The 24,341-nt window shown below is 63.9% G+C and carries 27 protein-coding genes; 10 read left to right on the top strand and 17 right to left on the bottom strand.

What is annotated here, in order from left to right:
* Nucleotides 1–6: 6 nt before the first annotated feature.
* Genes ACZ5YA_RS12430 through ACZ5YA_RS12400 form a run of 7 tightly spaced genes read right to left on the bottom strand, consistent with a single transcriptional unit; the run spans nucleotide 7 to nucleotide 5,985 of the window.
* Nucleotides 7–1,020 carry an ABC transporter substrate-binding protein gene (locus tag ACZ5YA_RS12430; RefSeq protein ID WP_464092612.1) on the bottom strand — a complete coding sequence of 338 codons (1,014 nt, stop codon included), beginning with the start codon at nucleotides 1,018–1,020 and terminating at the stop codon, nucleotides 7–9.
* A gap of 23 nt (nucleotides 1,021–1,043) precedes the next feature.
* On the bottom strand, nucleotides 1,044–1,868 hold the full coding sequence (locus ACZ5YA_RS12425; protein WP_464092611.1) for an ABC transporter permease: 825 nt from the start codon (nucleotides 1,866–1,868) through the stop codon (nucleotides 1,044–1,046).
* Complete coding sequence (locus tag ACZ5YA_RS12420) at nucleotides 1,865–2,668, bottom strand: ABC transporter ATP-binding protein (RefSeq protein WP_223283455.1); 804 nt, start codon at nucleotides 2,666–2,668, stop codon at nucleotides 1,865–1,867. The genes ACZ5YA_RS12425 and ACZ5YA_RS12420 overlap by 4 nt, the downstream gene beginning before the upstream one ends.
* A 20-nt stretch (nucleotides 2,669–2,688) precedes the next feature.
* Nucleotides 2,689–3,291: a glutathione S-transferase family protein gene (locus tag ACZ5YA_RS12415; protein WP_464092610.1), complete on the bottom strand. Its 603-nt coding sequence runs from the start codon at nucleotides 3,289–3,291 to the stop codon at nucleotides 2,689–2,691.
* A gap of 39 nt (nucleotides 3,292–3,330) precedes the next feature.
* Nucleotides 3,331–3,708 (bottom strand): RidA family protein, encoded by a 378-nt coding sequence (locus tag ACZ5YA_RS12410; protein ID WP_059371780.1) that lies wholly within the window; start codon nucleotides 3,706–3,708, stop codon nucleotides 3,331–3,333.
* A 1-nt stretch (nucleotide 3,709) separates the two neighbouring features.
* On the bottom strand, nucleotides 3,710–4,846 hold the full coding sequence (locus ACZ5YA_RS12405) for an LVIVD repeat-containing protein (RefSeq protein ID WP_464092609.1): 1,137 nt from the start codon (nucleotides 4,844–4,846) through the stop codon (nucleotides 3,710–3,712).
* 11 nt (nucleotides 4,847–4,857) lie between these two features.
* Nucleotides 4,858–5,985, bottom strand: a complete 1,128-nt coding sequence (locus tag ACZ5YA_RS12400) for a cupin domain-containing protein (protein ID WP_464092608.1) — start codon at nucleotides 5,983–5,985, stop codon at nucleotides 4,858–4,860.
* Nucleotides 5,986–6,254: 269 nt separating this feature from the next.
* On the opposite strand from ACZ5YA_RS12400, the gene ACZ5YA_RS12395 reads away from it, so the two are divergent.
* A complete protein-coding gene (locus tag ACZ5YA_RS12395) occupies nucleotides 6,255–6,950 on the top strand; it encodes a FadR/GntR family transcriptional regulator (RefSeq protein ID WP_059371783.1) in 696 nt (231 codons plus the stop codon).
* On the opposite strand, the gene ACZ5YA_RS12390 is transcribed toward ACZ5YA_RS12395, so the two are convergent.
* Nucleotides 6,947–7,840, bottom strand: coding sequence for a LysR family transcriptional regulator (locus ACZ5YA_RS12390; protein WP_059371784.1), 894 nt, complete (start codon nucleotides 7,838–7,840; stop codon nucleotides 6,947–6,949). The two genes, ACZ5YA_RS12395 and ACZ5YA_RS12390, sit on opposite strands and share 4 nt — an antisense overlap.
* 110 nt (nucleotides 7,841–7,950) lie before the next feature.
* On the opposite strand from ACZ5YA_RS12390, the gene ACZ5YA_RS12385 reads away from it, so the two are divergent.
* From ACZ5YA_RS12385 to ACZ5YA_RS12365, 5 genes are read left to right on the top strand one after another with little or no spacing between them, the layout of a single operon-like run.
* Nucleotides 7,951–9,309: an acyclic terpene utilization AtuA family protein gene (locus ACZ5YA_RS12385; RefSeq protein ID WP_464092607.1), complete on the top strand. Its 1,359-nt coding sequence runs from the start codon at nucleotides 7,951–7,953 to the stop codon at nucleotides 9,307–9,309.
* A gap of 2 nt (nucleotides 9,310–9,311) precedes the next feature.
* A complete protein-coding gene (locus tag ACZ5YA_RS12380; RefSeq protein ID WP_464092606.1) occupies nucleotides 9,312–9,638 on the top strand; it encodes an AtuA-related protein in 327 nt (108 codons plus the stop codon).
* Between the two features lie 11 nt (nucleotides 9,639–9,649).
* The gene (locus ACZ5YA_RS12375) at nucleotides 9,650–10,567 is read left to right on the top strand and encodes an SMP-30/gluconolactonase/LRE family protein (protein WP_118933803.1); all 918 of its coding nucleotides are present in this window, start codon (nucleotides 9,650–9,652) and stop codon (nucleotides 10,565–10,567) included.
* A 57-nt stretch (nucleotides 10,568–10,624) separates the two neighbouring features.
* On the top strand, nucleotides 10,625–11,596 hold the full coding sequence (locus ACZ5YA_RS12370; RefSeq protein ID WP_118933829.1) for a Bug family tripartite tricarboxylate transporter substrate binding protein: 972 nt from the start codon (nucleotides 10,625–10,627) through the stop codon (nucleotides 11,594–11,596).
* A 7-nt stretch (nucleotides 11,597–11,603) separates the two neighbouring features.
* Complete coding sequence (locus ACZ5YA_RS12365; protein WP_118933804.1) at nucleotides 11,604–12,701, top strand: SDR family oxidoreductase; 1,098 nt, start codon at nucleotides 11,604–11,606, stop codon at nucleotides 12,699–12,701.
* A gap of 122 nt (nucleotides 12,702–12,823) precedes the next feature.
* Here the strand turns inward: ACZ5YA_RS12365 and ACZ5YA_RS12360 are convergent, their stop codons facing one another.
* Nucleotides 12,824–14,587, bottom strand: a complete 1,764-nt coding sequence (locus ACZ5YA_RS12360; protein ID WP_464092605.1) for an adenosylcobalamin-dependent ribonucleoside-diphosphate reductase — start codon at nucleotides 14,585–14,587, stop codon at nucleotides 12,824–12,826.
* A 48-nt stretch (nucleotides 14,588–14,635) separates the two neighbouring features.
* Nucleotides 14,636–15,094, bottom strand: a complete 459-nt coding sequence (locus ACZ5YA_RS12355) for a universal stress protein (RefSeq protein WP_118933806.1) — start codon at nucleotides 15,092–15,094, stop codon at nucleotides 14,636–14,638.
* Between the two features lie 293 nt (nucleotides 15,095–15,387).
* On the opposite strand from ACZ5YA_RS12355, the gene ACZ5YA_RS12350 reads away from it, so the two are divergent.
* The 4 genes from ACZ5YA_RS12350 (at nucleotide 15,388) to ACZ5YA_RS12335 (ending at nucleotide 18,164) form a co-directional block, all read left to right on the top strand.
* The gene (locus ACZ5YA_RS12350; RefSeq protein ID WP_125471106.1) at nucleotides 15,388–16,035 is read left to right on the top strand and encodes a BON domain-containing protein; all 648 of its coding nucleotides are present in this window, start codon (nucleotides 15,388–15,390) and stop codon (nucleotides 16,033–16,035) included.
* Nucleotides 16,036–16,066: 31 nt separating this feature from the next.
* Nucleotides 16,067–17,050 carry a zinc-dependent alcohol dehydrogenase family protein gene (locus ACZ5YA_RS12345; RefSeq protein WP_464092604.1) on the top strand — a complete coding sequence of 328 codons (984 nt, stop codon included), beginning with the start codon at nucleotides 16,067–16,069 and terminating at the stop codon, nucleotides 17,048–17,050.
* Entirely contained in the window at nucleotides 17,047–17,481 is a 435-nt protein-coding gene (locus tag ACZ5YA_RS12340) for a hypothetical protein (protein ID WP_464092603.1), read from the top strand. The genes ACZ5YA_RS12345 and ACZ5YA_RS12340 overlap by 4 nt, the downstream gene beginning before the upstream one ends.
* 68 nt (nucleotides 17,482–17,549) lie before the next feature.
* On the top strand, nucleotides 17,550–18,164 hold the full coding sequence (locus ACZ5YA_RS12335) for a lipid-binding SYLF domain-containing protein (RefSeq protein WP_464092602.1): 615 nt from the start codon (nucleotides 17,550–17,552) through the stop codon (nucleotides 18,162–18,164).
* Nucleotides 18,165–18,201: 37 nt separating this feature from the next.
* On the opposite strand, the gene ACZ5YA_RS12330 is transcribed toward ACZ5YA_RS12335, so the two are convergent.
* From ACZ5YA_RS12330 to ACZ5YA_RS12300, 7 genes are all read right to left on the bottom strand, one after another.
* Nucleotides 18,202–19,947, bottom strand: coding sequence for a PHA/PHB synthase family protein (locus tag ACZ5YA_RS12330; protein ID WP_464092601.1), 1,746 nt, complete (start codon nucleotides 19,945–19,947; stop codon nucleotides 18,202–18,204).
* Nucleotides 19,940–20,353 carry a hypothetical protein gene (locus ACZ5YA_RS12325; protein WP_059371795.1) on the bottom strand — a complete coding sequence of 138 codons (414 nt, stop codon included), beginning with the start codon at nucleotides 20,351–20,353 and terminating at the stop codon, nucleotides 19,940–19,942. Before ACZ5YA_RS12325 ends, ACZ5YA_RS12330 begins: the two co-directional genes overlap by 8 nt.
* A gap of 146 nt (nucleotides 20,354–20,499) precedes the next feature.
* Nucleotides 20,500–21,234, bottom strand: coding sequence for a helix-turn-helix domain-containing protein (locus ACZ5YA_RS12320; protein ID WP_223283457.1), 735 nt, complete (start codon nucleotides 21,232–21,234; stop codon nucleotides 20,500–20,502).
* A 194-nt stretch (nucleotides 21,235–21,428) separates the two neighbouring features.
* Complete coding sequence (locus ACZ5YA_RS12315; protein WP_059371796.1) at nucleotides 21,429–22,082, bottom strand: response regulator; 654 nt, start codon at nucleotides 22,080–22,082, stop codon at nucleotides 21,429–21,431.
* Nucleotides 22,079–23,167, bottom strand: coding sequence for a PAS domain-containing sensor histidine kinase (locus ACZ5YA_RS12310; RefSeq protein WP_251881314.1), 1,089 nt, complete (start codon nucleotides 23,165–23,167; stop codon nucleotides 22,079–22,081). Before ACZ5YA_RS12310 ends, ACZ5YA_RS12315 begins: the two co-directional genes overlap by 4 nt.
* A gap of 125 nt (nucleotides 23,168–23,292) precedes the next feature.
* A complete protein-coding gene (locus tag ACZ5YA_RS12305; protein WP_059371798.1) occupies nucleotides 23,293–23,811 on the bottom strand; it encodes a flavodoxin family protein in 519 nt (172 codons plus the stop codon).
* Between the two features lie 19 nt (nucleotides 23,812–23,830).
* Nucleotides 23,831–24,268, bottom strand: coding sequence for a CBS domain-containing protein (locus ACZ5YA_RS12300; RefSeq protein ID WP_464092600.1), 438 nt, complete (start codon nucleotides 24,266–24,268; stop codon nucleotides 23,831–23,833).
* Nucleotides 24,269–24,341 lie beyond the last annotated feature (73 nt).

Raw genomic sequence — 24,341 nt, 5'->3', positions numbered from 1 at the left:
CTCGCCTCACTGCTTCAGAGCTTGCGCTTTTTCGAGGAAGCGCGTGTCGAAGCCCTGGGTGTCGTCGAAGGAAGGCGACAGCGCGCCTTGCTCCTTGAAGAGCGTAGCGGATGAGCGCCACAGGGCTGGATCGATCCAGCCGATGCCATGCGTCCGGGTGTGCTCGCTGAAGAACGTGAAGTCCAGATCTGCGCGCAACTGCGCCACCAGCATTTCCTTCTTGCCCTTGTACTCGGGGTTGTTCTTGATCAGCGTGTCGGCGGCCGCTTCCGGGTTCTGGATCACGTCGGCAAAGGCCTTGGCATAGGCCGTCACGAACCTCTGGACGAGATCCGGGCGCTGAGCAATGTTCTTGTCCGACGTGAATACGCCCGAGCCATAGCTCTGGATGCCCAGGTCCTCGCCGTGCAGGATGGACAGGGAACCCGGCCCTCCCGCCTTGTGTTCGAGCTCGGGAACCTCGGCGTCGATGTAGCCCGGCACCACGTTTACCCGGTTCAGCAGTAACAGGTTTTCGTAGGGCGGCGATACGGTCGACTGCTTGATGTCCGCCAGCGCCAGGCCGTTCTTGGCCAGTGCGGCCTTCAGGAAGATGTAGGTCGAACCGCTGGGATGCACGCCAATGTTGGCGTCCTTCAGCTGCTTGGCGTTCTGCAGATCGAAGTTCTTCTTCAGCGAAATGATCGCCAGCGGCGTCTTCTGGTTTACCGCCAGCAGCGCCGAATTCGCCACGCCCTGCGATCTTCCGACCATCAGGGTCGGCAGGTCGGAGAAGCCGAAGTCGGCGTTCCCGTTGGCCACCAGCCGCAAGGCGTCGGTGGAACCCGTTCCCTTGCGGATCGCCGTCACATCGATGCCTTGGTCCGCGAAGTAGCCTTTCTCCTTGGCGACGAAGAAGGGCGCGTGATTGCCGCGCACGACCCAGTCCAGTTGCACGGTGACTGCGTCCTTGGCGTGGACGGCGCCGCTGAACAGTGCCAGCACTCCGAAGAGCGCGCTGAATCTCCAACTCGATCTCATGTTTTTCCCCTTGTTGATTCGACTTAGTGAGTGGCCCAACCCAGAAATCTGTGCTCGATAAATTCGATGACGTAGTAGAAAAAGACGCCGAGCACCGAGATCTGGACCAGGGCGGCAAATACCAACGCTGTTTCCATCTGGCTCGATGCGAACTGGATCATGTAGCCCAGCCCGGCCGAAGCGCCCACGAATTCGCCCACGATCGCTCCGATGACGCTCAGCGTGATGGCCACCTTCATTCCCGCCATCAGGGCGGGAAGCGAAGCGGGAACCTTCACCTGGCGCAGTATCTGGTTCGGCGTTGCGCCGATGGACCTGAGCAGCGCGACCAGGTTGGCATCCGCCGACCGCAGGCCAACGAGCATGTTGAGCGTGACCGGGAAGAAGGCCATGATCACGATCAGGGCGATCTTCGGAAGCAGGTCGTACCCGAACCACAGAATCAGCAGCGGCGCCAGGGCGATCTTCGGCACGTTCTGGAACAGCACGATCAGCGGGTAGCTTGCGCGGCCAAACCAGGCGTAGCGGTCGACCAGCAGCGCAATCGCGATGCCCACCAGGCACGAGTACAGGAAGCCGTACAGGATCTCCGCGCCCGTGACGAGCGAGGCCTGGAAGAGCTCCGCCTGCCGTTCCACCAGGACGGCCGCGATGTCCGTCGGCGCGGGCACGACGAACGCGGGCACCTGCAGAATGCGGACACAGGCCTCCCAGGCCGCCAGGACGATCAGCACGAGCACGATGCTGGGCATGGCCGCGCCGAGCGCTTGGCGGATCTTTCCCGGCAACCGGGGAACGGCTGGGACTTGCGGCTGTGCTTTGGCTTTCATGGTGCTACCCGCCGTCATGATGCGCTCCCCTGGGCGTGGCCCGTCTTGAGCAGCTGGCGAAGCTGATAGGACTTCTCATGGAATTCGGGCTTGGCGAACGTGGCCTCGCTGCGCGGGCCCGGCAGCGCGACCGGCAGACAGTCGACGATGCGAGCGGGATTGGTGGCCATGACATAGACCCGATCCGAGAGGTAAACGGCTTCATCGATGGAATGGGTGACGAAGACGATGGTCTTGCCGGTGCGCTGCCAGATTTCCAGCAGGAAGTCGCTCATGGTTTCGCGGGTGATGGCGTCCAGTGCGCCGAACGGCTCGTCCATCATCAGTACCTCGGGATCCAGGGCCAAGGCCCGCGCGATGGAAACCCGCTGGCGCATGCCGCCGGACAGCTGCTTGGGATAGCGGTCGGCCGCATACTCCAGCCCGACGAGTCGCAGCATTTCGCGCCCGCGCTGGAGAATTTCCTGCCTGGGCCGGGCATGCACCAGGTGCATCAGCGAGCAGACGTTCTCCAGCGCCGTGCGCCAGGGCATGAGCGCGGCTTCCTGGAAGACCATGCCCACGCGGCGCTGGCGCACCGCTTCCGTGGGCGCGACGCCGGCCACGCGGACGTCGCCGCCGGTGGGCGGCACCAATCCGGCAAAGACCTTCAACAGGGTGCTCTTGCCGCAGCCGGATGGGCCGATGATGGAAGTGAAGGATCCCTTCGCGATGTCGACGTCAATGTCGTTGAGCACCCGCACACGTCCGGCGCGGGTGTCGAAGTCGACAGTCAGTCCGCGCGCGCGGATCTGAGAGCCGTCTGGCGGTTTGTGCATGCCGGTCTCCATGGCCGACCTCAACCGGCCGCGACGGCCGTGGCAAAGGCCGGTCTGTCCTCGACCCGTTTCATCCATGCCTTCAGGTTGGGCAATTCGGGTTTGGCGTGCGGGAACTTCAGGCAGCGCCGGACCAGCGGGGCCAGGCAGATATCGGCCAGGGAGATCGCGTCGCCCGCCACCCAGGTCTTGCCCGCCAGGTGGCCATCGAGCAGGGATAGTTCCGCGCTCAACAGTTTCGCCGCGGCCTCGGTCAGCTCTTCGGGAGGCAGCTTGGCTTCCTTGAAACCCGCCAGGTACGCGACGTTCAGCGATGCCAAAGTCCAGTCCATCCAGCGCTCGACCTGGCTGCGGGCCGCCGGGTCGGCGGGATACAGGGCTTCGGCCTCGTGCGTGTTGGCGATGTAGCGCAGGATCGTGTGCGATTCCCAGATGTGGAGGTCACCGTCGCGCAGCGTTGGCACTTTCTGCGTGGGATTGATGGCCTTGTATTCCCCAGTGAGCGTCGTGCCTTCGAATGTCTTGCCGTAGTCTTTGCGCACGTAGGGAACCTTCAGCTCCTCGAGCAGGAACAGTACTTTCTGAACATTGCCGGACGTGGCGCGGCCGAGAACTTCCAACATGATGCAACTCCCTTGAGTGTGTTTGTTGTCCGATTGCGGTCAAAGCGGCTTGTAGGCCATGCATTCGATCTCTATCTTGGTGTCGATGACGGCGCGCGCTTCCACCGTGGTGCGCGCCAGCATGCCGTCTGGGAAGTACTCCTTGAAGACGCCGTTGTAGCGGCCGAAGTCGCGCGCATCCTCCAGGTAGGTCGTGACCTTGACGACGTCCGCCAGGTCGCAGCCGGCGCTCTGCAAGGCGCGGCGCATTGCTTCGATCGTGCTGCGAGTCAGCTGTTCGATGGTCCCTTCCTGCATGACTCCGTTCTCATCCTTGGCGACCTGGCCGGACACGAAGACGAAGTCACCCGCACGCACGGCTGGATGGAAGGGGAGGTTGGGATTCTTCTTGCCGAAGGCTTGCTGTAGATATGTCATGTCAGTTTCCGTAGACGGAGCTTTCGATGATGTCCAGCCCGCGCTGCCTGTCCAGCAGATAGAGCAGGCCGCGCGAGTCGGTCGTAACGTCGTTCGACGAGACCCGCTCGAACCCGGCGGGCGTGTCGGGCTCGTAGTAGCCGACCTCTCTGGGCCTGAAAGGGTCGCTGATGTCGACCAGGCGCAAGCCGCGCGCGAACCAGGCGAAGGGCAGGACGCTGCCTGTGAAGCGTTCGGCGGGCTGGTGACAGCCCGACATGGGCTCTTTGGGTGTGCCGTCCGGGTCGACGCCATCGACCTGGAACGTCGAGACGGGAATGGGCTGGCGTTCATCGGTGATGTCGAACAGCCAGGTGAAGGCTGGCGGAGACGGACGCAGCTTGGCGACGTCCTCGTCGGCGACGACCAGGATCTGCCGGCCTTTCAACAGCATGGGAATCGGCAGGGCCGTGTGTGTCGGATGAGGATGCGCCGGGCCGGTGTTGAATTGCGATACCAGCTTGGGGCGCGACAAGTCCTCGATATCCAGGATGAACATGCCGTGGTGCCAATAGGACACGTACAGCCGGTTGCCCATGCGCAGCGGGTGGTGGCAGCGGGGCGGAACATAGTTGTCCCACGGATAGTCTTCGCCGGCCTGCATGTTCTGGCCGGGAATCCACCAGCTTCCCACTTCTTCGGGACGCGATGGTTCCTGCAGGTCCAGTATCTTCACGATATTGCCGACGAAGCCGGGAGCCGTGGGCGAAATGTAGGCGTAGCGGCCATCGAAGTCGTAGCGATGCACGCCTCCGCCCTGCGTTCCCGTCTTCCAGTGCTTGATGAGGCGGGGACGGTCGGGACGGCTGACGTCGTAGATGCCCAGTCCACCGCCAAAATCGTCCGCGCCGACACGGAACTTCTCGTAGTTGACGATCATCAGGCCGTCCTTGGCTCGCACCTTGTGCGAATGCCATCCTATCGGCACCTCGAGCGAGGCCAATAGCCGGGGCCGCCGGGGATCCTCCACGTCGTAGATCGAGGTGCCATAAGGCGGGCGCATATGGGACACGAACATGGTGTTCCCTTCCACCCAGACCTGCCCGCCGCCCTCGCAGTCCACATGGGCCACCAACGAGGTATTCCAAGCTTTAGCCAAGACGGGTCTCCTCAGACCAACTCAATGAGTTCGCCCTGCGCGGTGCGGCCCCATTGATGGAAAAGGCCCATGGCGCGCAGCGCCGGCTCGTCGCTGGCGATGAAGAGGATCAGCGGCTCGGAGTGGTTGTTGCGGTACTGGATCCAGGTGTCGCTGGGGACGGCCACGGTATCGAAGGGCTCGAGCGGGAAACTCTCTTCGCCGATGGTCATCGTGCCTAGTCCGGAAAACGGGGCGACCAGGAGATTGGCCGTTTGCTTCAGCGGCAAGGTCGTCTCTCCGGGGCGGACCATCTGCATGAAAAAGGTCATCGTGCGGTACACCGGCCCACCCCGCAACGGATGCGTGTATTCAACCAGCAAGCCTTCGTGCGGAGATTCGTCCCAGTCCCGGAAGCGGTAGAGCAGCTCTCGCATGGCGTCGTAGCGATACACGAACATGGGCGATGAGTCGCCGCCGCCGCGCCGATGGTCGACAAAGCGGGGCGTCAGGCCTCCCACGCCATAGAGCGTGCGCGAATACTCGGTCTGGAAGCGGGCGCTCTGCTTGCGCACGACTTCGCCGTTCTCCTGGTAGTCGTGCTTGAAGCTCAGCGCGTTGAGGTTTTCGACCAGCGGGTAGTCAAGCACCGATAGGTTGATGGCGGGCTCGTTGCCGAGATTGCCATGGTTGTGCCACGTGTCGCGCGGCGTGAGCACCATGTCGCCAGGCAGGAAAGTGATGTCTTCACCCTCTACGCCAGTAAAGTTCTGCTGGCCCGTCAGCCCAAAGCGGATGGCGCTCGCGGTGTGCGAGTGCGGAGGCATGATCTCGTTGGGATCGTTCTGACGGTACGCGGTGTAGAGGGTCGATACCGTTGCGCGGCGCGGGGCCAGGCCCGGATTGACCAGGATCAGCGAGCGCCGGTCGGTGTTTTCGGTCGAGATCAGCCGCGCCGATTCGGCTAGCAGGGGCTGGATGTCCTCTTTGTACGACCAGCGGAAGGGCACGGCCTTGGGGCCGCTGACGAGCTGTTTGATGTCATCGTGCGCCTCGTTCTCGCGCGCCCAGAACGGAAACATGGATCTCCGCTCGATCTGCTCATACATGGCCGACAAATCCGCTTCGCGAGTGCTGCTGGCGGGATGGGTTCCGTGCATACATGTTCCCCTTGAAAGTTATTGATTAACCACATGGCGGAACAAATCTAATAACAACCAATGGTTGTGTAAACGGTATTTGTGGTTCGATATGGAAAACCCCTAAGGTCTCCGCTTGTCGTGCTTTTTATTTATAAAAAGACGATATAAAACAATTGGTTATGCGGAAAAATTCGATTTATCAAAATTATCAACCGGTTGTTTATTTTTATTGCGATTCAACCGTTTTCGAATCTAAGATGGTTGCGAAAACATGACGCGAGGGAACAATGGCACGCACCCGCCAACCCGAGGTTTCCAATGACATACGCAGGTTGATCACGCAGATTCGAGCGCTGTTGGGCAAGGGGGAGGAACTGCCTTCCGAGCGGGTTCTCGCCGGGCAACTGGACGTCAATCGTCATCGTTTGCGCCTTGCCCTGGACAAGATGCGCGAGGCGTCCGAACTGCCGCGGCCGGCCATTCGTCGCAACGATCCGCCCATCCTCAAAGGCGATGTCGTGGTCCAGGAGACGAATGCGCTTGAGGTGATCGAACTGCGCATGGTGCTGGAGCCGGCGATCGCGCGATTGGCCGCAATCCGGGCCTCGCCGGTACAGATCGCCAAAATCCTGGAAGCCGCCACAACGCCGTCAGGGGTTGCGCGCTCGACCGGGGATATCGCGTTCCACAAATTGCTGGCGGACAGCTCCGGGAACCAACTGGCGGCAAGCCTTTATGCGTTCTTGCGCCACGTCGGCGCGGACCAGCGCCTGCATATTCCCGCCACGACGCAAACCACGCGGGAGCGCATACAGATGCGTGACCAGGAACACCGCGCAATCGCGGAAGCCATTGCGAGTCGATCGCCGGATGCGGCCGAGCAGAGCATGCGTGTCCATCTGTGGCGTGTGCAGCGCGAGATCGCGGATCGTTTGAATCCGGTCGGAACGGGTGTGCAGACCCAGCTGGCGCCGCGCTCCTAGCTCGGATCCGTCCGCCGCAAAGTGTCCAGGAAGCGCAGCGCCGCCGCCGACAGGGACCGTTGGTTCTTGAGCAATATGCCGATGTTGCGTGACGCGGTGGGCGAGTGCAGCGCCACGCTGCACAGCCGCGAGGTGTCCATCAGGCGCAGGGCCAGCTGCGGCACCGCCGCTATGCCCACGCCGGCCGCCACCATTGCGCCCACGACAGAAATATTGTCGGACACGTAGTTCATTTCCGGCAGCCGGCCGGAGGCGGCCAGAATCTGGTCGGTGACCTGGCGGATGCTGCTGGCGGGGCCGCTCGCCACATAAGGCCTGTCGGCGAAAACGCTCCAATCCACGCGCTTGCGTTGCGCCAGCGGGTCGTCTATCGGGCAGATCAGCACGAAGTTTTCTTTCAGTAGCTGCGTGAATTGCACGCTGGCCGGCTGGTCGGGAACCTCGATGGAGATGCCGATGTCGGCATTGCCTTCCGATACGGCCTGCGTGATCTGGCGCGCGGAAACCGCGTGGATGTTCAGGCGCACCTGAGGGTGCGATTTCTGGAAGGCGCGCGTCGCCGCGGGCAGCAGGGCGGAGGCGACGGAGGGGAGCGCCCAGATGTTGATGCTGCCCCGGCGGCCCGCGATGAATTCGGACAGATCGCTAAGCGAATCGCGGAACTCCGACAGCATCCGCATCGCAATCGGTACCAGTTCCGCACCGGCGGAGGTCAGCGCCACGCCATGCTTGTCGCGGTCGAACAGCTTGGCGCCGAGCTTCTGTTCCGCCGCCTGCACGCGCCGGCTGAGCGCCGGCTGGGAAATAGGCACGCGTTCGGCGGCCATGCGGAAGTTGAGCGTTTCCGCCACCAACAGCACCGCCTCCAGTTCGGAAATGGTCAGGGTCATGGCCGGCGTGATGCGTTTGAGTTATTACGAAGATATAAATATATCAATTTTCAGATCAGACTGGCCGCAGCATACTAAGCCGCAAAGTAGCAATACGGATGGAGACAGACATGAATGAACCGCGCAAGCGGCTGCGCATCGGCGTAGGGGCCGGCATGGCGGACGACCGCATCGGTCCGGCCATGCCGCTGCTGGAAGACTGCGATATCGACTACCTGGTGTGCGAATGCCTGGCCGAACGGACCATCGCGCGCGAAACACTGTCGCGCAAGCATGACGGCGCTCACGGCTACAACCCGATGCTGGAGGAGCGCATGCGCGCCTTCCTGCCGGCGTGCCAGGAGAAAGGCGTCCGGCTGGTGTCCAATATGGGCGCGGCCAACCCGGCCGGCGCCGCGCAGGCCGCGCTGGACATCGGTCAGGCCTTGGGATGGCAGGATCTCAAGTGTGCCGCCGTAGTCGGCGACGACGTGGCCGACCGCGTGCGCCTGCATCCCGAACTGCGCCTGCTGGATCGCGATCTGCCGCTGGAGGCGATCCTGCCGCAACTGGCGTCGGCGAATGCCTACCTGGGCGCCGACGTGGTCCGCGATGCGCTCGCCACCGGCGCGCACGTGGTGTTGACGGGCAGGGTCGCAGATCCCTCGCTGTTTCTGGGTGTGGCCTTGCATCATCACGGCTGGAGCTACCAGGACCTGCCCAAGCTGGCGGCGGGCACCATCATGGGCCATCTGCTGGAGTGCTCGGCGCAGATCACCGGCGGCTACTTCGCCGACCCAGGCAAGAAAGACGTTCCCCGCCTGGCCGAACTGGCTTATCCCTATGCCGATCTTTACGGCGACGGCGAGTTGTACATAGGCAAGCCGGCTGGCTCGGGCGGCCGCCTCGACCGCATGACCTGCACCGAGCAGGCGCTGTACGAAATCCATGATCCCGCGGCCTACGTGACGCCAGATTGCGTACTGAGCCTGGAAGGCCTGCATTTTGAGGAGCAGCACGCGGACCGGGTGGCCGTGCGCGGCATACGCGCCGCGCCGCGGACCGATCGCTACAAGGTCGTGGTCGGCTACTTCGATGGGTGGATAGGCACCGGCGAGGTGGCCTATGCGGGCGTGAACGCGATTGCGCGGGCGCGGTTGGCGGCCGACACGGTGAAGGAGCGGTTCCGGCTTGACGGCGGCGCGGCCAGCGAGATCCAGGTAGACCTGATCGGCATCAGCAGCCTGCATGGCGATCATCCGGAGGCCGTCGCCAGCCACCCCTACGAAGTCCGGTTGCGCGTGTCGGCGCGCTGTCCAGACAAAAAGAGCGCCCACCTGTTGGGGGACCACGTGCGGCAGTTGAACATGCAAGGGCCTTATGGCGCGGGCGGTCCCGTCAACCTGGGCGCCAAGGAGGTCATAGCCGTGGATGCCCTGCTGATTCCGCGCGACTGGGTCACGCCCGAAGTCATTACGGTGGGAGCTTGAGCATGGGCATTCTGGTTCATGACCTGGCGCATGCGCGCGCCGGCGACAAGGGCAATACCTCGAGCATCGCCGTCATTGCCTACGACGAGGACGCCTGGCGCCTGCTGCGCCAGGCGCTCACTGTCGAACGCGTAGAGCAGGCCTTTGCCCATTTGGGAGCAGGGAAGGTGGGGCGCTATGAGGTCGAAAGCCTGAGGGCGCTGAACTTCGTCATTCCGAACGTACTGTCGGGCGGCGTCACGCGCTCGCTGCGCCTGGATCCCCATGGCAAGTCGCTTAGTTCGTTGATGCTGGGGATCGAACTTCCGGCCTGCCCACCGCAATCCTGAAAGGAACCGCAATGTACCCTCCCGCTGAACCCATGGGCACCGAGGTCTACGCCCGGCTGCCCGAATCCCTGCACCTGACCGATCAGGCCTCGACCTGGCTCGCCGCGCGCCACGTGAAGATGCACTCTTTTCTGGAGGGGCCTTCTTTCGATCGCTCGGGCAATCTCTGGTGCGTCGATCTGGCGCATGGGCGCATCCTGCGCGTGGATCCGGCGGGCAATTTCGAGGTCGTCGTCACCTACGAAGGCGAACCCAATGGTCTGAAGATCCATCGCGACGGCCGCATCTTCGTCGCTGACCATCTGCATGGCCTGATGCTTCTGGATCCCGAGACCCGCAGCATCCGGCCCTACCTGCAGCATGTGCGGCGGGAAGGCTTGAAGGGCCTGAACGATCTGTTCTTCGCCTCCAACGGCGACCTGTACTTCACCGATCAAGGTGAAAGCGCCTTGGAAAACCCCACCGGCCGCGTGTTCCGCCTGCGCGCCGACGGCAAGACGGTGGACCTCATCATGGATGGTCTGGCGGGCCCCAACGGTCTGGTCATGAACAAGGCCGAGAACGTGCTCTACGTGGCCATCACGCACGACAACGCCATCTACGCGCTGCGGCTGGAACCGGACGGCCAGATGAAGAAAGCCAGCCGTTTCATCCAGCTATCGGGCAGCACGGCCGGGCCGGACGGCATGGCCCTGGATGAGGCCGGCAACCTGGCCATCGTCCACGCACAGGCGGGCACCGTGTGGCTGTTCAGCCCGCTGGGCGAACCCCTTTACCGCATCCGTTCCTGCGCGGGCCTGCGCACCACCAACGTTGCTTTCGGCGGCGAGGACGGGCGTTCCCTGTTCATCACCGAAGCGGAGCAGGGCGTCATTCTGCGCGCCCGGCTGCCGCATCCCGGCAAGCGGATGTACTCGCACAGAGACTGAGCCGCGCGCCACGAATTCGATCCACATAAAAGACCACCATCCATGGGAGACAACATCATGATTCCTTTCCGATTGATCGCCGGCCTGGCCCTGAGCCTGGCCGCCGTCACGGGCGCGCAGGCCGCCGATGCCTACCCCGCGCGCCCCATACGCCTGATCGCCACCTTCGGCCCCGGCAGTTCCATCGACATCATCGCGCGCCTGGTGGCCAAACCCCTGGCCGAGCAGCTGGGCCAGCCGGTGATCGTCGAGAACAAGCCGGGCGCCGGCGGCGACCTGGCCACCGACATCGTCGCCAAGTCCGGCAAGGACGGCTACACCATCGGCTTCGCTTCCGCGGGGCCGATCACGGTCAATCCCAATGCCCGCAGCAAAATGCCCTATGACCCGCTCAAGGATCTGGCGCCGGTAGCCCTGGTGGCCACGGGACCGAACGTCATCCTGGTCAACCCGTCGATTCCGGTGACGAACCTGCAGGAGCTGATTGCCTACATCAAGGCCAATCCGAACAAGGTCAACTACGCCTCGGCTGGCGTCGGGACCAGCGGTCATATCGCCGGCGAGCTGTTCCAGCACCTGTCCAAGACCGAAATCCTGCACGTGCCATACAAGGGCAACAGCGATGCGATCACCGACACCCTGGGCGGGCGCACCCAGATGGTCATCAGCGGCGTGCCGCCCATCCTGTCGTTCGTGAAGTCCGGCCAGTTGCGCGCCCTGGCCGTGGCCGATGCCAAGCGTTCGCCCTTGCTGCCGGACGTCCCCACTGTCGCCGAAGCCGGACTGCCAGGCGCGGAAAGCGTCGCCTGGTACGGCATCGTCGCGCCCGCCGGCACGCCGCAAGCGATCCTGGACCGTCTCCACGATGAGATCGTCAAGGCCGTGAACAACCCGGAAACGCAGGAGAAATTCGCCGGCCTGGGTATCGTTCCTTCAGCGGACAGCCGGGCGGACTTCGGCAAGCGCATGGCGGACGAGTACGTCCGTTTCAAGGAATTGTTCAAGCAGATCAACCTGGTCATGGATTGACGGAATCATGTCACGCACCGTTATCGTTACTGGCGCCAGCGGGCTGGTCGGCTCCGCTGCCGTCGATTCATTCCTGAACGCGGGCTGGGACGTCGTCGCGGTTTCCCGCCGGCGTCCGGAGATCATCAGCCAACGGCCGTACACCCATCTGCCGGTCGATCTGCAGGACGCGCAGGCGTGCCGTCGCGCCTTTGGGGACATGCCAGAAGCCACGCACGTGTTCTATGCGGCCGTCTATGAGAAGCCTGGCCTCATCGCCGGCTGGCGGGACCCGGAGCAGATGGCCACCAACCTGAGCATGATCAGGAACGTCATCGAGCCGCTGGCCGCCAGCGGCACGCTGCGGCATGTCAGCGTGCTGCAGGGCACCAAGGCCTATGGCGTGCACCTGCATCCCATCCGCACGCCGGCGCGTGAACGCCAGCCTCGCGACGATCATCCGAACTCATACTGGTTCCAGGAAGACTACATCCGGGAAAAGGCCGCACAGAGCGGCTTTGGCTGGACGATCTTCCGACCCACCATCGTGCTGGGCCCCAATGTGGGCGTGGCGATGAATACCGTGCCGGTCATCGGCGTCTACGCGGCGGTGTGCCGCGCCGAAGGAAAGCCGTTCTGCTATCCCGGCCACATTTCCTATCCGCGTGAAGCCGTGGATGCGCGTCTGATCGGCGATGCGGGCGTCTGGGCGGCGGAGCATCCGACGTCCTGGAACGAGCACTACAACCTTACCAACGGCGAAGTGTTCAGCTGGCACGACCTGTGGCCGTCCCTGGCGGAGTTCCTGGGTGTCGAAGCCGGCCCGGACCAGCCTGTCCGCCTGGCCGAATACCTGCCCAGCCGGGCAACCCTGTGGGACGAGATCGTCAAGCAGCATGGCTTGCGGCCCCTGAGCATGGCGCAGATCCTTGGCGAATCCCATTACTCGGCCGACGCCCGTTTCGGCTATGGCCTGAAGACCCCGCCCGCGCCCGCATTTGTCAGTACGGTCAAGATCAAGCAGGCGGGCTTCACGCAGACCTATGACACCGAGGCATGCGTGAAGCACTGGCTGGGGGTGCTGATGGAGCGCAAGATCATTCCATCCTCCCTGGCGGGAGCGTAGCGAAAAGGGCGGGTTGCGCGGGGGAGGGCGCGCGCGCCCTCCTGTTGCATGCGCCGATCAATACCGCCAGCGCACGGTTCGAGCTTGACCGAGACCGTGGTCTACGGAGCCATGTGACTGCGCTAGCCGCAGGTATCGGGACTACGCGTTGGACATTCAGATGCTGATACGTTGACCGAGGAGGTCATTACCGCGGCCAAATGCGCATCTGGCCGGAACACTGTCAGGCCCTTCAACCCCATTCTCCAAGCCAGCATGAACAATTCTTGCGCGTCCTCCGTACGATAATTGCCGGGTACTGGGACAGTCTTTGAGATGGCGGCATCTACGAATGGTTGCATGCCCGCCAACATGAGCAGGTGGTCTGCCGGCGCGATATCCGCGCTTTTTCGGAAGTACTCGGGAATTGGCGAGCCGGGAGGCTGGGAGTGTTTCCAAAGCCGCCATGCATGGTTCTCCACGACCATTTCCGCTGTGTTGTCGTCTCGCAATTGAAGGCGCCGCCGATATGCCCAGTCGAAGGCGGGTTCGATGCCGCTGGAGCAGCCATCCGCGAAGGCAAGGCTGACGCTGCCGGCAGGTGCGAATGAAACCAGGTGGCTGTTGCGCAAGCCATGCGCGGCAATCGCTTGCCGGACCGCCACAGGGAGTGCGCTGCCGATCGCGTCCGCGGCCAGGTAATCGTTGGGGCGATACAGGGGAAATGGCCCTCGCTGCGCGGCCAGCGCGGCAGATGCCGCGTAGGCATGGTCACGAATACAGCGTGCGACGGCTCTCGCTGCCGATCGTCCGGGTTCGCCGTCGTAACGCAGTTTCATCATGGCGAGCATATCCGCCAGGCCGGTCACTCCTATCCCAATCCGACGCTTGGAATGCGCTTGCGCCGCCTGAGCGGGAAGCGGCCATTCGGTCAAATCAATCACATTGTCCAGCATGCGTACCTGTGTCCGAACCATCTGACCCAATCGTTTCAGGTCGACCGTCGGCTGCCCGCCCAGGCCGAACGGATGCCTGACCAGGCGGGTGAGATTGATCGGACCCAGCACGCAGCCGCCATAGTCCGGCAGAGGCTGTTCACCACAGGGGTTGGTGGCCCGTAGGGTTTCGACTGCACGCAGATTGTTGGCGCGGTTGATGGTGTCGATGTACAGGATGCCGGGCTCCGAACTGTGCACGGCCTGACCGGCGATGGCGCGCCAGAGCGTGCGGGCGGGTACCTGGCCATACCGCCATAGCCCGCAGGCCAGCTTGGCTGCACCCAAGGAAATGCTGCGCGCATCGGGTAGCGCAGGGTGCAGCAAGGGCCATGCCTCGTCTTGCTGGACGGCGGTCATGAACGCATCGGTCACCGCGACCGAAATATTGAATGTCGACCATCGTGTGCGGCCATGCTTGGCGCGCACGAATTCGAAAATATCGGGGTGATTGCAGGCCAGCACCGCCATTTGCGCGCCCCGCCTGCTGCCTTGAAACGTCAGGCCAGCGCAGGCCGCGTCGTACCTGTCGATCGCGGCGCAGACGCCGGGCATGGAGTCCCGGGCCTTTGGATCGGCCGATGCTGGCGGCAACGCCGAAAAGTCATAGCCGACTCCGCCGCCCATGGCGAGTGTCTTGCAGGCCTCATCCAGACCGGCCTCGAAGGACAGGCCGGGTGCGCCGACGCCGACCGGTTGCACAAAACAGTTGACCATGGTCGCGTGGATGTCCCGGCCGGCGTTGGCCATGATGCGGCCGGCGCCGATCGCGCCCAGCGTCATGTTCCGCAGAAAGGCTTGCGCGATGGCGGCGCGCTGCTCCGCAGGCTCGGCCTTGGACAATGCGCGAGCCACCCGCCGGTAGATCTGCCGCGCCGAGACCTCGTCCGGCCCGGCATAACGGTCGGCCATCACTCGCGCACAGATTTCCTGCGGCAAGCGCACAGGAGCCCCTGGGACCTACGCGCCGCCTTCGGGGGCGCGCACCAGCAGCACAGGTACGGCGGCGCCGCGCATGATGCCCTCGGCGCTGCTTCCCAGCACCAGACGGCTCGGTCCCCGGCGTCCATGCGTGCCGATGACGATCAAGTCCGCCTTCCACGCCAAGGCTTCGTCCAGCACCCTTTGCTTAACGGTCCTGTCGAGGTTTTCATATAGCACCGTGTCTGCTTCCACCTCCGCTGCCTTGGCTTTCTCCAGCGCCGCTTCGAGCACCTTTGCGCCGTTCTTTCGGACCAGGTCCAACAGCTCGCCCGCGCGATAGCTGTACGCGTCGGCCGTAAAGGCGAACGAGAGTTCATCGATGACATGAATCAAGCGTAGGCTGGCGCCCGTGGCGCGCGCGATTCGTATGGCTTCCTTCAGGCCCAGCTCGGACGTCGGACTGCCGTCTATGGGCACAAGAATTTTCTGATACATGCTGGAGCTCCGCGTAGTGGGGGAACGGATACTCAGTATCGGAGGGTGCGCGTCCGGAATATTGACCGTTGTCAAGAATGGCGCGAGGCGAGGCGTCTTGACCCGGGACGGGCAGCCGCCGCGGTTTTGCCCCCATATTTGCATGACAAAAATCAACGAGAGCCCGCGGGCATGGATCAATATGTCCGGGAGGCCCAGGCCAAGAATGGGGAATCATCATATGGCCGCAACCGGGCTCGGCGATTCCGAATTGGGCTGGACTTGGTTCAACCGCGAGCATTCAGGAGAGCATCATGATCGATGCGGAACTGCGGGACAGGGTGCAGAGGGCGCTGGAATTCGAGCCCAGCGTCAATAATCTGCACATAGGCGTGGTGGCGGAGAACGGCGTAGTGACGTTGACGGGGCATGTCAGCACTTTCGCGCAGAAACTGGCCGCCGAGGAAACGGTTCAACGCGTCAAGGGAGTCCGCGGAATCGCTCAGGAGATCGAGGTGCGGATGGCTGCGGACAAGCAGCTTGCGGACGACCAGATCGCCTCGCGGGCGCTCAGCATCATTGCCTGGGATTCGACGATTCCCGATGGCAAGGTCCAGGTGTCCGTGCACAAGGGCTGGGTGACGTTGAATGGCTCCGTCGAGTGGTTCTATCAACGCGAAGCGGCGGCGCACGCGGTCCACAAGCTTTCAGGCGTGACTGGCATATCGAACCTGATCGAAGTGACGCCCTCCGTGCACGCGGGCGACGTCAAGCGGAAGATCGAGGAAGCGCTGCTGAACAGTGCGCTGGTCGAGGCCAACCGCGTGGAAGTCAGCGTGCATGACCATAAGGTCGTACTGAGCGGCCGGGTCAATAGCTGGGTCGAACGTGGCGCCGCGGAGCGGGCGGCCTGGGCGGTGCCCGGTGTGGTCGAAGTGCAGGACAAGCTGGCGGTCGGCTAGGCCGACGCCGCGGCCGACCAGGGCGCCCGCCATGAAAAGCATGGTGCAACGGGCCGCGGGCGAGCCTCTGACCCTGGAGCACGGCGCCACGCCCGAGCCGGGCGGCGGCGAGGTGAGACTGAGGGTCGAGGCGTGCGCCGTCTGCCGCACCGATCTGCACGTGGTGGATGGCGAGCTGCCGGGCCTGCGCTATCCGGTCACGCCCGGGCACGAGGTGATAGGCGTCATAGAGCAGGCAGGCGCAGGCGTCGACCCGGGCGTGGTGGGGCGGTGCGTAGGCGCGGCGTGGCTGGGGAAGACTTGCGGCCAATGCGGCTATTGCCTGTCGGGGCGAGAAAACCTTTGCGATTTCGCGGAATTCACCGGCTATACGCGGGCTGGCGGCTTTGCCTCGCACCTGATCGCAGACGCACGATACATATTTCCGGTGCCTCGGGACCGGAGTGCGGCCTCAATGGCACCTTGGATGTGCGCGGGGCTGATCGGCTGGCGAGCGTTGCGGGCAGCGGGGCCAGCGCAGAGGCTTGGCATCTATGGATTCGGGTCCGCGGGCCAGATAGTGGCGAAAGTCTGCGCCTGGCAGCGCCGGCACGTCTACGCCTTTACGCGGGCAGGGGATTTTCCTGCCCAACAGCAGGCCAGCGCGCTCGGCGCCGTATGGGCGGGAGACAGCATGAGTGACCCGCCGGAGCAACTGGATGCCGCCATCATCTTCGCGCCAGTGGGGGATCTCGTCCCTGCGGCGCTGAAAGCGGTACGCAAGGGAGGTTGCGTAGTGTGCGGCGGCATTCATATGTCGGATATTCCGTCCTTTCCGTACCGACTGCTATGGGAGGAGCGCCAGCTTGTATCCGTGGCCAACCTGACCCGTGCCGACGGGCGGGAGTTCATGGATGTTGCCATCGCCTCCGACGTGCAGTGCGACGTGCGCATATATCCTCTTGAAGAGGCGAACGCGGCGTTGGACGATGTCCGCATGGGTCGTATCCAAGCAACGGCAGTCTTGATTCCTTGAAAGGCCTCGACGCCCGTCACGCTGGGCGAGCTGCCGCCTGTTCAGCGGCGTGCCGATCCGACCCGCTCCGTACCCTGCGCGGTCCGGCCGGTCGCCGCCGCGTCGGCATCGAGTTTGTGATTTTGGTCAACAAGAACGCCGGTGGAAGGCTCAAGATGGGATACATGCCCGCGGCCTGCCGGCGGGGGATGCCTAGCGGCGATGTCCGCAGTTTTCATCTACGCCTTTATCAATGTGCCGCCCAGTCGGCGCGCCCCGATGTCCAGGAGACCAACATGCAACAGCCTGCCAAAACCCCGCCCGCCAAACAGGAAAAGGCGCGTTCGGATGCCAAGGAAAACGCCGAGCAACAGCGGCAGAAGGCCGAAACGGCCGAGTTGTTGGGGCGGCACAAGAATACCGGCCAGAAGGACCACAAGGGCGCACGCTGAAACGCCGGCGGGCGTCGTGATGAACCGCGCAGCCGCGAGCCGGAATGCGCCGCAACCCTGGAGGACTCATGAAGACCCGCGTCCTTGCCATATGGCTTCAACTCCTCCTGGCCATCGTGCCTGTTGAAATCGCCTTTGGACAGCCGGCGGATTCGCTCTCGTCGGTGTCTCCCGCCGTACTCAAGCGGGTGGACCAGGAGGCGGAGGCGGCGCTATCGCGTCTCTATCTTCAATCGCGCAAAGCGCAGGCGCTGGTTGCGCGTTCCTTTGGCGTGCTGGTCGTGCCTGCACTGCATGCGGATGGCGGCATCCTGGGAATGGCCTATGGCCGTGGCGTGCTGATCGACGCGGTGGGAGGGCGCAGCTATTACAACGCCATGGCCAGCCCCCCGGGTTCGGTGCTTGGGCTGGACGGAAAGGCGCTGATCCTGTTTTTCTCCACTTACGAGGCGTTGCGGGCGTTCCAGGCTGCCCCCGGATGGGTGGAGGGCGCGAGCGGAACCATCCAGGTCCTGGACGAGACCGCCATGGCGGGACGCAATCTGGTCATCGAGCCGATTGCGGGTTTTATCCTGTCGGACGCCGGGCTGGTGCGGGGGCTCGCGCTGAAAGGCATTCTTTTCATCAAGGTGCCTGTCTTCATGTGCGCGCAGGAGAACGGGGCTTGCGACGCCGCGCCCTGAAGATCTTGATCGTGCGCCGCCGCGGCAACCCTGCTGGTCAATTCTGAAGCACGAAGCGCCCCGGGGCAGGCGTCAAGGAGGCGCCGATGGCCCCGGGCTCGCCCAGGGGCCGCAGGCCCGGCTGCGCGGGACCGGAGTGGGCATCGAGCCAGGCATGCCAATCGGGCCACCAAGATCCGGGGCGCAGGGTGCTGGCGGCCGCCCATTCGTCCGGGCCGAGGCGCAGCCTGTCCATTTCGCCTTCCCTTACGCGGTGCCAGCGCCCGGGATGCCCGGGCTCGCTGACGACGCCTGCGTTATGCCCGCCGCTGGCGAGAACGAAGCGGATGTCGGCGTCGGTCTGGTAGTGGATCTTGTAGATGGACTGCCACGGCGCGATCCGGTCGTTTTCGGTGCCCAGGGCGTAGATGGGCACGCGGATGTTGCGCAGGGCGATGATGCGGCCGTCGACCTGGTAGCGGCCCTCCGCCAGCTCGTTGTTCAGGAAGAGCTTGCGCAGATACTCGGCATGCATGCGGTAAGGCATGCGGGTGGAGTCCGCGTTCCATGCCATCAGGTCATTGGGCGCCGTATGCTCGCCCAGCAGATACCTGCGCACGGCGCGCGCGGCCGTATCGCTGACGGGCCGCAGCGCCTGGAACGCGGCGGACATCTGGCCGGCTGAAAGGTAGCCCTGCGCCCACATCAGGCTTTCCAGCAAGTACACCTCGCTGGCATCGATGTACAGTCCCAGTCCGCCCGGTTCGGTGAAGTCGGTTTGCGCCGCCAGAAGCGTGAGCGTGGCCAGGCGGTCGTCCTTTTTTCCCGCCATCGCGGCGGCGGCGATGCACAGCAGGGTACCGCCCAGGCAGTAGCCCACGGCGTGCACGCGGCGGCCTGGCACGATGCGGCAGACGGCGTTCAGCGCGGCCATGAAGCCCATGTGGAGGTAATCGTCCAGGGACAGGTTCCGGTCCCGCGAATCCACATTGCGCCAGGAGATGCAGAACACCGTGTAACCCTGCGCGACCAGATGCCGGATCAGGGAGTTTCCCGGCGACAGGTCCAGCACGTAGTACTTCATGATCCACGCAGGGGTGATGAGTATCGGCTCGGGGTGCGCCGTGGCGGTCGACGGCTCGTACTGGATCAATTCGATGAGATGATTCCTGAAGACGACCGCGCCGGGCGTGACCGCCACGTCCTTGCCCACCTGAAAGCGCTCCGTCCCCTCCTCGGGGGCGTGGCTCAGCCTGCGCTGCAGATCGGCAAGAAAGTTCATCTGGCCGGCAATCAGGTTGCGGCCGCCTTCGGCCAGGGAGCGTTCCAGCACGACGGGATTGGACCACGCGAAGTTGGCTGGCGAGAACATATCGCACCACTGGGCCGCGCAAAACGACACCAGATCCGCGTGGTGGGCGGCGACGCCGGGTACATCCCTGGTGGCGTCCATCCACCATAGCCGCGCCGATTGGAACGCGTGCAACCACAGGCTGAAGGGTTCGCGCTGCCAGGCCGGCGGCGCTTGCGCGCTGTCGGCCGCGGGCGTGGAAGCGCTTCGGTTCACGCCGGTCCAGGGCAGGGCGGCGTGCCGGCACAGCGCCGCGGCTTCAGTGCCGCATTTCAACCCCAGTTCGAGCTGCTTGCCGGGCGCGGTGCAAAGGTGCATCCACCAATCGGCGAGCGCGAGCGTGAACGCGGCCGGCGAGCCTCCGCCCGTAGCCTGCGCGATCAGCGCTTCTTTCCAATGGTTCAGCGCCTGGAACGGACCTTCTTCAGTTTGCCAATTCCTGACGCTACGCATTCTTGCCGCCGGCGGAACTCATCGCGTTGCCGTTGGCGAGAAACTGGCCGACGTCGAACGCGACCTCCGAGACCCGCTCCTGCCACGGATTCTTGCTGTCCCTCAAGGTGGCGGACGCAGAGGCGGACGCCGCGCGGGCGATCTTCTCGATCTCGCGCAGGTAGTCCAGTTCACGCCCCAGCAGATCGGCGGCCAGCTTCTGCTGATAGGAACAAATTGCGGCTACCGTGGACATGGATTCCATTTCGGCGTGCGCCTGCTGCGCGAAGGCGAGCATTTCCTTGTCGGTCTTCAGCTGCAGGGCGCGTAGCTGCCGGGCGCTGTCGAAATAGTTCTCGGCCATGGCCAGCGCAGTATTCAGGCCATACTTGTACAGTGCCACATAGGGCTCGTAATCCGGTTGCATGACGAGTTCCTCCGCGAGGGTAGAGGGAGCGCCGCAACGGCGTCCGCCGGGCGCGACCTGTTCAGAATAGGATCTCCTGCCCGGACCGGCTTGACGAAACTCAATTCGCGGCCAACTTTACGGGGTTGCGGCGCGTCCGCCTGCGCTCATCCGCAACTGATCTTGCGGAGCGCTTCGATGTTGCGGATTTCCAGTTGCCTTCTACGCACGCTGACCAGGGCTGCATCCTGCATGCGCGCGAAGACCCGGCACACCGTTTCCACCTTCATGCCCAGATGATTGGCGATGTCCTGGCGTGTCATCTTCAGAATGAACTCGCGGGGCGAGTACCCGTTTGCCACCATTCTCTCGGATATGCCTATCAGGAAGTGCGCGACGCGTTCCTCGGTGGTCATGCACCCCAGGGCCATGAGCAGCTCGCGGCCTTCATTGATGTCATGGGAGATCAGCCGGTTGAACTGCTGGGCGGCGATGAAGTCCTGCCGGCAGTTTCCCATCAGTTCGCAGAAGGGCAGGATGCAGACGAGGGAATCCTCCAGGGCGATCGCATCGCTGGTGTGCGTACCGGTCTCGATCGCGTCCAGTCCCAGCACGGCGCCAGCGACGGGAAAGGCGGTGATCTGTTCCAGGCCGGACGGATTGGTGGCCCGGATTTTCACCGACCCGGAGCGCAGCCGGTACAGATTCTGCAAAGGGTCGCCTGCGCGATAGATGGCCTCGCCCTGATGGACCAGCCGGCGGGCGTGGGGCGTGGCCGCAGGCGCCAGGCCTGCGTCTGTGCCGGCGTGGCAGATACGGGCGAGAGGGCAGACTTCGCAATCGCCCATCACCTCGGCGCGTAATGGCAATCGGGTTGCGGAAAACGGCGAGAGGGTATCCATGATGGCGCCTCACTGAGTCGGACTGCCGGAAATCCGCGTGGGGCAGGCGGGCGCATGCCCCGCGGATGTACGGACCCAGTATGCGTGGCCGTGGCGCTTCGCGCTATCGGCGCATCCCGCCAGATTGGCGTGGTGTTTACCTACGGCTGTAGGAATATTCCTACCTGGGTTGACTGCCGCGCCCCAGCGGGGGTTCAGGCGTCCGGGCTGTCCTTGTCGTCGATCAACCGGTGCCGGATTGCATAGCGCACCAGGTCGGCCTGGTTGCGCAGCTGCATCTTGACCAGGATGCGGCATTTATAGGTGCTGATGGTCTTGACGCTCAGGAACAGCAGCCGGGCGATGTCCGAGTTGTTCAGGCCCGAGGCCAGATGCCGGAATACCGACAGTTCACGGTCGGACAGCAACAGGTGGGGCAGGGCGCCTGTATCGCCGTGCCGTTCGAAAGCGATGCTCTCGGCCAGGGACTGGCTCAGGTACCGGCCTCCGCCCGCAACCTTGCGCACCGCTTCCACCAGCTCCTCGGCGGCGCTGTCCTTGGTCAGATATCCCGCTGCTCCCGCCTTGATCGCGCGCACGGCGTACTGCTGTTCCCCATGCATGGTCAGCACCAGTATCGGGATTTTCGGGTACTCATGCCGGATCTGGCGGATCAGGTCCACGCCGTCACGGCCGGGCATGGACATGTCCAGCACCAGCAGGTCCCACGGGCGCTGGGCCATCAGCTTCAAGGCTTCTGATCCGTTGCCGGCCTCGCCTTCCACCGAGATGTCGCCGGCATGTTCCAGCAGGCGTCGTAGCCCCGCGCGCAGCAGCGTGTGGTCATCGGCCAGAATGACGGTGATCACGCGGCCTCCCAGCTGGATTCCGGGGGTTGCGCGGGCATCTGCGCATGCAGGCGGAAGCCCCCTTTTTTCCGCGTGTGTATCGTGACCTCGCCGTTGAGCAGCCGGACCCGTTCGCGTATGCCTTGCAGTCCCAGCGACAAGGGCAGTTTCTTGGCCAGGCTTTCCGGGGCGGCGCCCACGCCGTTGTCCTGGACGGTCAGCTCGCACGTCGATTCCGTGCAGCGCAGCCGCAGTTGCACCTTGGTGGCCTGGGCATGCTTGGCGATATTGGTCAGCGCCTCCTGGACCACGCGAAACAGCGTGGTGGCTACAGGCTTGCCGGGCTCGGCCGGCCCGATGTCGATTTGCGCTTCCACGTCGATACCGTATCGGGAAACGAAATTCGCCACCAGCCATTCGACCGCGGCGGCAAGCCCCAGATCGTCCAGCATGACCGGGCGCAGGTCGGAAGCGATGCGCCGCAACGAAGCGAAGGTTTTCTTGATCAGGCGCCGCATGGCGCGCACGCGGGCGCGCATGTCGTTGTCGTCGGGGGCGAAGCCGGCTTCCAGCTGGGACAGTTCCATGGTCAGCGCGGTCAGGGTCTGTCCGAGATCGTCGTGCAACTCCCGGGCAATGTGCTTTTTCTCCTGCTCGCGCACATGCAGCAAGGCGTTCGAAAGACGGGTCAGTTCGTCGCGGGACGCGCGCAGCGCCTGATCGACGCGCTGGCGCTCGGTGATGTCCCGCAGGAAGATGGAGAGGAATACGCCTGCCTCCGTCCTGGTCTGGGAAATGGAGGCTTCCATGGGGAATTCTTCGCCGTTGGACCGCAGGCCCCATAGCGGTCCGCCCAGACCCATCTGGCGTTCGGAAATTCCAGTGAGCTTGAATCGGTCGACGTGCCGGGCATGGGCGGTGCGAAACCGCACGGGAATCAGGGTGTCGAGGTTCGCCCCTATGGTGTCGTCCGCAAGGCAAAGGAAGACGCGCTCGGCGGCCGGGTTGAACATCACGATGCGCTGGCGCTCGTCTATCGTGATAATCGGCTCGGTAGCGGATTGGATGATGTCGAGCAGTGGCGGCGCGCTGAACGTGTGCTTCATTGCGGGAACGTGCGAGGAGCCAGCCCTGAGGCGGATAGAAAATTATTGCAGCACACATTCCCGCGCCGCGCTACTGGTGAGAGCGAGGTAATACGAACGCACTAGCCCTTGTAAAAGGGGAGCGATCAATCGACGGCGGGCAATACCGGGTCGTCCCATGCCGCCGGCGCCGCCGCCCGGATTTGCTCCCGGAAGCGGCAAAGGGACGCGTCGCACTCTTCGGCCAGCACGTCGTATTGTTTCAGGAGCAGGATCGAGCGCGGCTTGGACCCGACCAGGGTGGCAATGTCGTCCACGGCGCGAAAGCCGCCGAATCCGGACATGACGCAGATGACGGAGTAGGCCTTGATCAAGCGTCCCTGCATTTTCAGGAAGGCCCGCATGGGCGCCGCCAGCGACCGCAGCCAGACCGGCGCAATCAGGATGACGTGGTCGAAGCTATCCAGGGCCGGGCCTTCATAGCGCACGTCCGGGCAGCGTTTGAGCAGGCTGTCGACGATGCAGCGCCAGTCGCCGCTCAGGCCGAATCTGGGGACGGCATCGCGGATCTCATAGGCCGGCCAACCGCTCAGGGAGGCCAGGCGCTCGGCCGTCGCGCGGGCGGTGCCGGTGCGCGAATAAAAGAAGATTCCGATGCGCTCCATGATGCCTCCCTTCGGGTGCTCAGCCTTCCTGGTCCAGCAGCGCGCGCAGGATGTCCCTGCGGCTGACCACGCCGACCAGCTTGCCGTTGCGGGTAACCGGGACGCGTTTGATGCCGCGCTTGAGGATCAGGTCGGCGATCTGGGCCAGTTCCGTGTCTTCTTCCACCGTGATGACCGGGCTGCTCATGACAGAGGCGGCCGTCTGCTCGCCCAGTTGCAGGCTGTGCAGGAACTCCAGGTTCAAGGCCTCGCCTTCGGCGAGCAGGGCCAGCCAGTGGTCCACCTTTTTCTGATGCGTGCTGTCCTGGCGCCTGACCAGGTCGCCTTCGCTGACCAGCCCGATCAATTTTCCATCGTCGCCCAGCACCATCACCGCGCTGATGTTCTTGTCCAGCATCGCGCGCATGATCTGGGAAACCGGCGTTCTCGCCGTGACGCAATAGGGGTCTGGGGTCATAAGATTCCGCGCGCGCATGTTGCTCTCCAGGACGTCAAAGGCGCAACTCGTAGGTCGAGTCCGACGTTTCCAT

The sequence above is a fragment of the Achromobacter sp. JCM 18799 genome (assembly GCF_055395645.1).
The sequence above is the reverse complement of the archived record's forward strand: the minus strand, read 5'-3'. Positions and strand labels throughout refer to the sequence as shown.

Bases quoted from the DNA above. Each gene is read 5' to 3' on its own strand.
- ACZ5YA_RS12335 (WP_464092602.1), top strand. From the start codon at position 17,550: ATGAAGACCCGCGTCCTTGCCATATGGCTTCAACTCCTCCTGGCCATC.
- ACZ5YA_RS12395 (WP_059371783.1), top strand. From the start codon at position 6,255: ATGGCACGCACCCGCCAACCCGAGGTTTCCAATGACATACGCAGGTTG.
- ACZ5YA_RS12360 (WP_464092605.1), bottom strand. From the start codon at position 14,587: ATGGCCGACCGTTATGCCGGGCCGGACGAGGTCTCGGCGCGGCAGATC.
- ACZ5YA_RS12370 (WP_118933829.1), top strand. From the start codon at position 10,625: ATGATTCCTTTCCGATTGATCGCCGGCCTGGCCCTGAGCCTGGCCGCC.
- ACZ5YA_RS12400 (WP_464092608.1), bottom strand. From the start codon at position 5,985: ATGCACGGAACCCATCCCGCCAGCAGCACTCGCGAAGCGGATTTGTCG.
- ACZ5YA_RS12300 (WP_464092600.1), bottom strand. From the start codon at position 24,268: ATGACCCCAGACCCCTATTGCGTCACGGCGAGAACGCCGGTTTCCCAG.
- ACZ5YA_RS12375 (WP_118933803.1), top strand. From the start codon at position 9,650: ATGTACCCTCCCGCTGAACCCATGGGCACCGAGGTCTACGCCCGGCTG.
- ACZ5YA_RS12305 (WP_059371798.1), bottom strand. From the start codon at position 23,811: ATGGAGCGCATCGGAATCTTCTTTTATTCGCGCACCGGCACCGCCCGC.
- ACZ5YA_RS12430 (WP_464092612.1), bottom strand. From the start codon at position 1,020: ATGAGATCGAGTTGGAGATTCAGCGCGCTCTTCGGAGTGCTGGCACTG.
- ACZ5YA_RS12410 (WP_059371780.1), bottom strand. From the start codon at position 3,708: ATGACATATCTACAGCAAGCCTTCGGCAAGAAGAATCCCAACCTCCCC.
- ACZ5YA_RS12380 (WP_464092606.1), top strand. From the start codon at position 9,312: ATGGGCATTCTGGTTCATGACCTGGCGCATGCGCGCGCCGGCGACAAG.
- ACZ5YA_RS12325 (WP_059371795.1), bottom strand. From the start codon at position 20,353: ATGCAACCGGATTACGAGCCCTATGTGGCACTGTACAAGTATGGCCTG.
- ACZ5YA_RS12320 (WP_223283457.1), bottom strand. From the start codon at position 21,234: ATGGATACCCTCTCGCCGTTTTCCGCAACCCGATTGCCATTACGCGCC.
- ACZ5YA_RS12345 (WP_464092604.1), top strand. From the start codon at position 16,067: ATGAAAAGCATGGTGCAACGGGCCGCGGGCGAGCCTCTGACCCTGGAG.
- ACZ5YA_RS12310 (WP_251881314.1), bottom strand. From the start codon at position 23,167: ATGAAGCACACGTTCAGCGCGCCGCCACTGCTCGACATCATCCAATCC.
- ACZ5YA_RS12365 (WP_118933804.1), top strand. From the start codon at position 11,604: ATGTCACGCACCGTTATCGTTACTGGCGCCAGCGGGCTGGTCGGCTCC.
- ACZ5YA_RS12390 (WP_059371784.1), bottom strand. From the start codon at position 7,840: ATGACCCTGACCATTTCCGAACTGGAGGCGGTGCTGTTGGTGGCGGAA.
- ACZ5YA_RS12355 (WP_118933806.1), bottom strand. From the start codon at position 15,094: ATGTATCAGAAAATTCTTGTGCCCATAGACGGCAGTCCGACGTCCGAG.
- ACZ5YA_RS12425 (WP_464092611.1), bottom strand. From the start codon at position 1,868: ATGACGGCGGGTAGCACCATGAAAGCCAAAGCACAGCCGCAAGTCCCA.
- ACZ5YA_RS12330 (WP_464092601.1), bottom strand. From the start codon at position 19,947: ATGCGTAGCGTCAGGAATTGGCAAACTGAAGAAGGTCCGTTCCAGGCG.
- ACZ5YA_RS12415 (WP_464092610.1), bottom strand. From the start codon at position 3,291: ATGTTGGAAGTTCTCGGCCGCGCCACGTCCGGCAATGTTCAGAAAGTA.
- ACZ5YA_RS12350 (WP_125471106.1), top strand. From the start codon at position 15,388: ATGATCGATGCGGAACTGCGGGACAGGGTGCAGAGGGCGCTGGAATTC.
- ACZ5YA_RS12385 (WP_464092607.1), top strand. From the start codon at position 7,951: ATGAATGAACCGCGCAAGCGGCTGCGCATCGGCGTAGGGGCCGGCATG.
- ACZ5YA_RS12420 (WP_223283455.1), bottom strand. From the start codon at position 2,668: ATGCACAAACCGCCAGACGGCTCTCAGATCCGCGCGCGCGGACTGACT.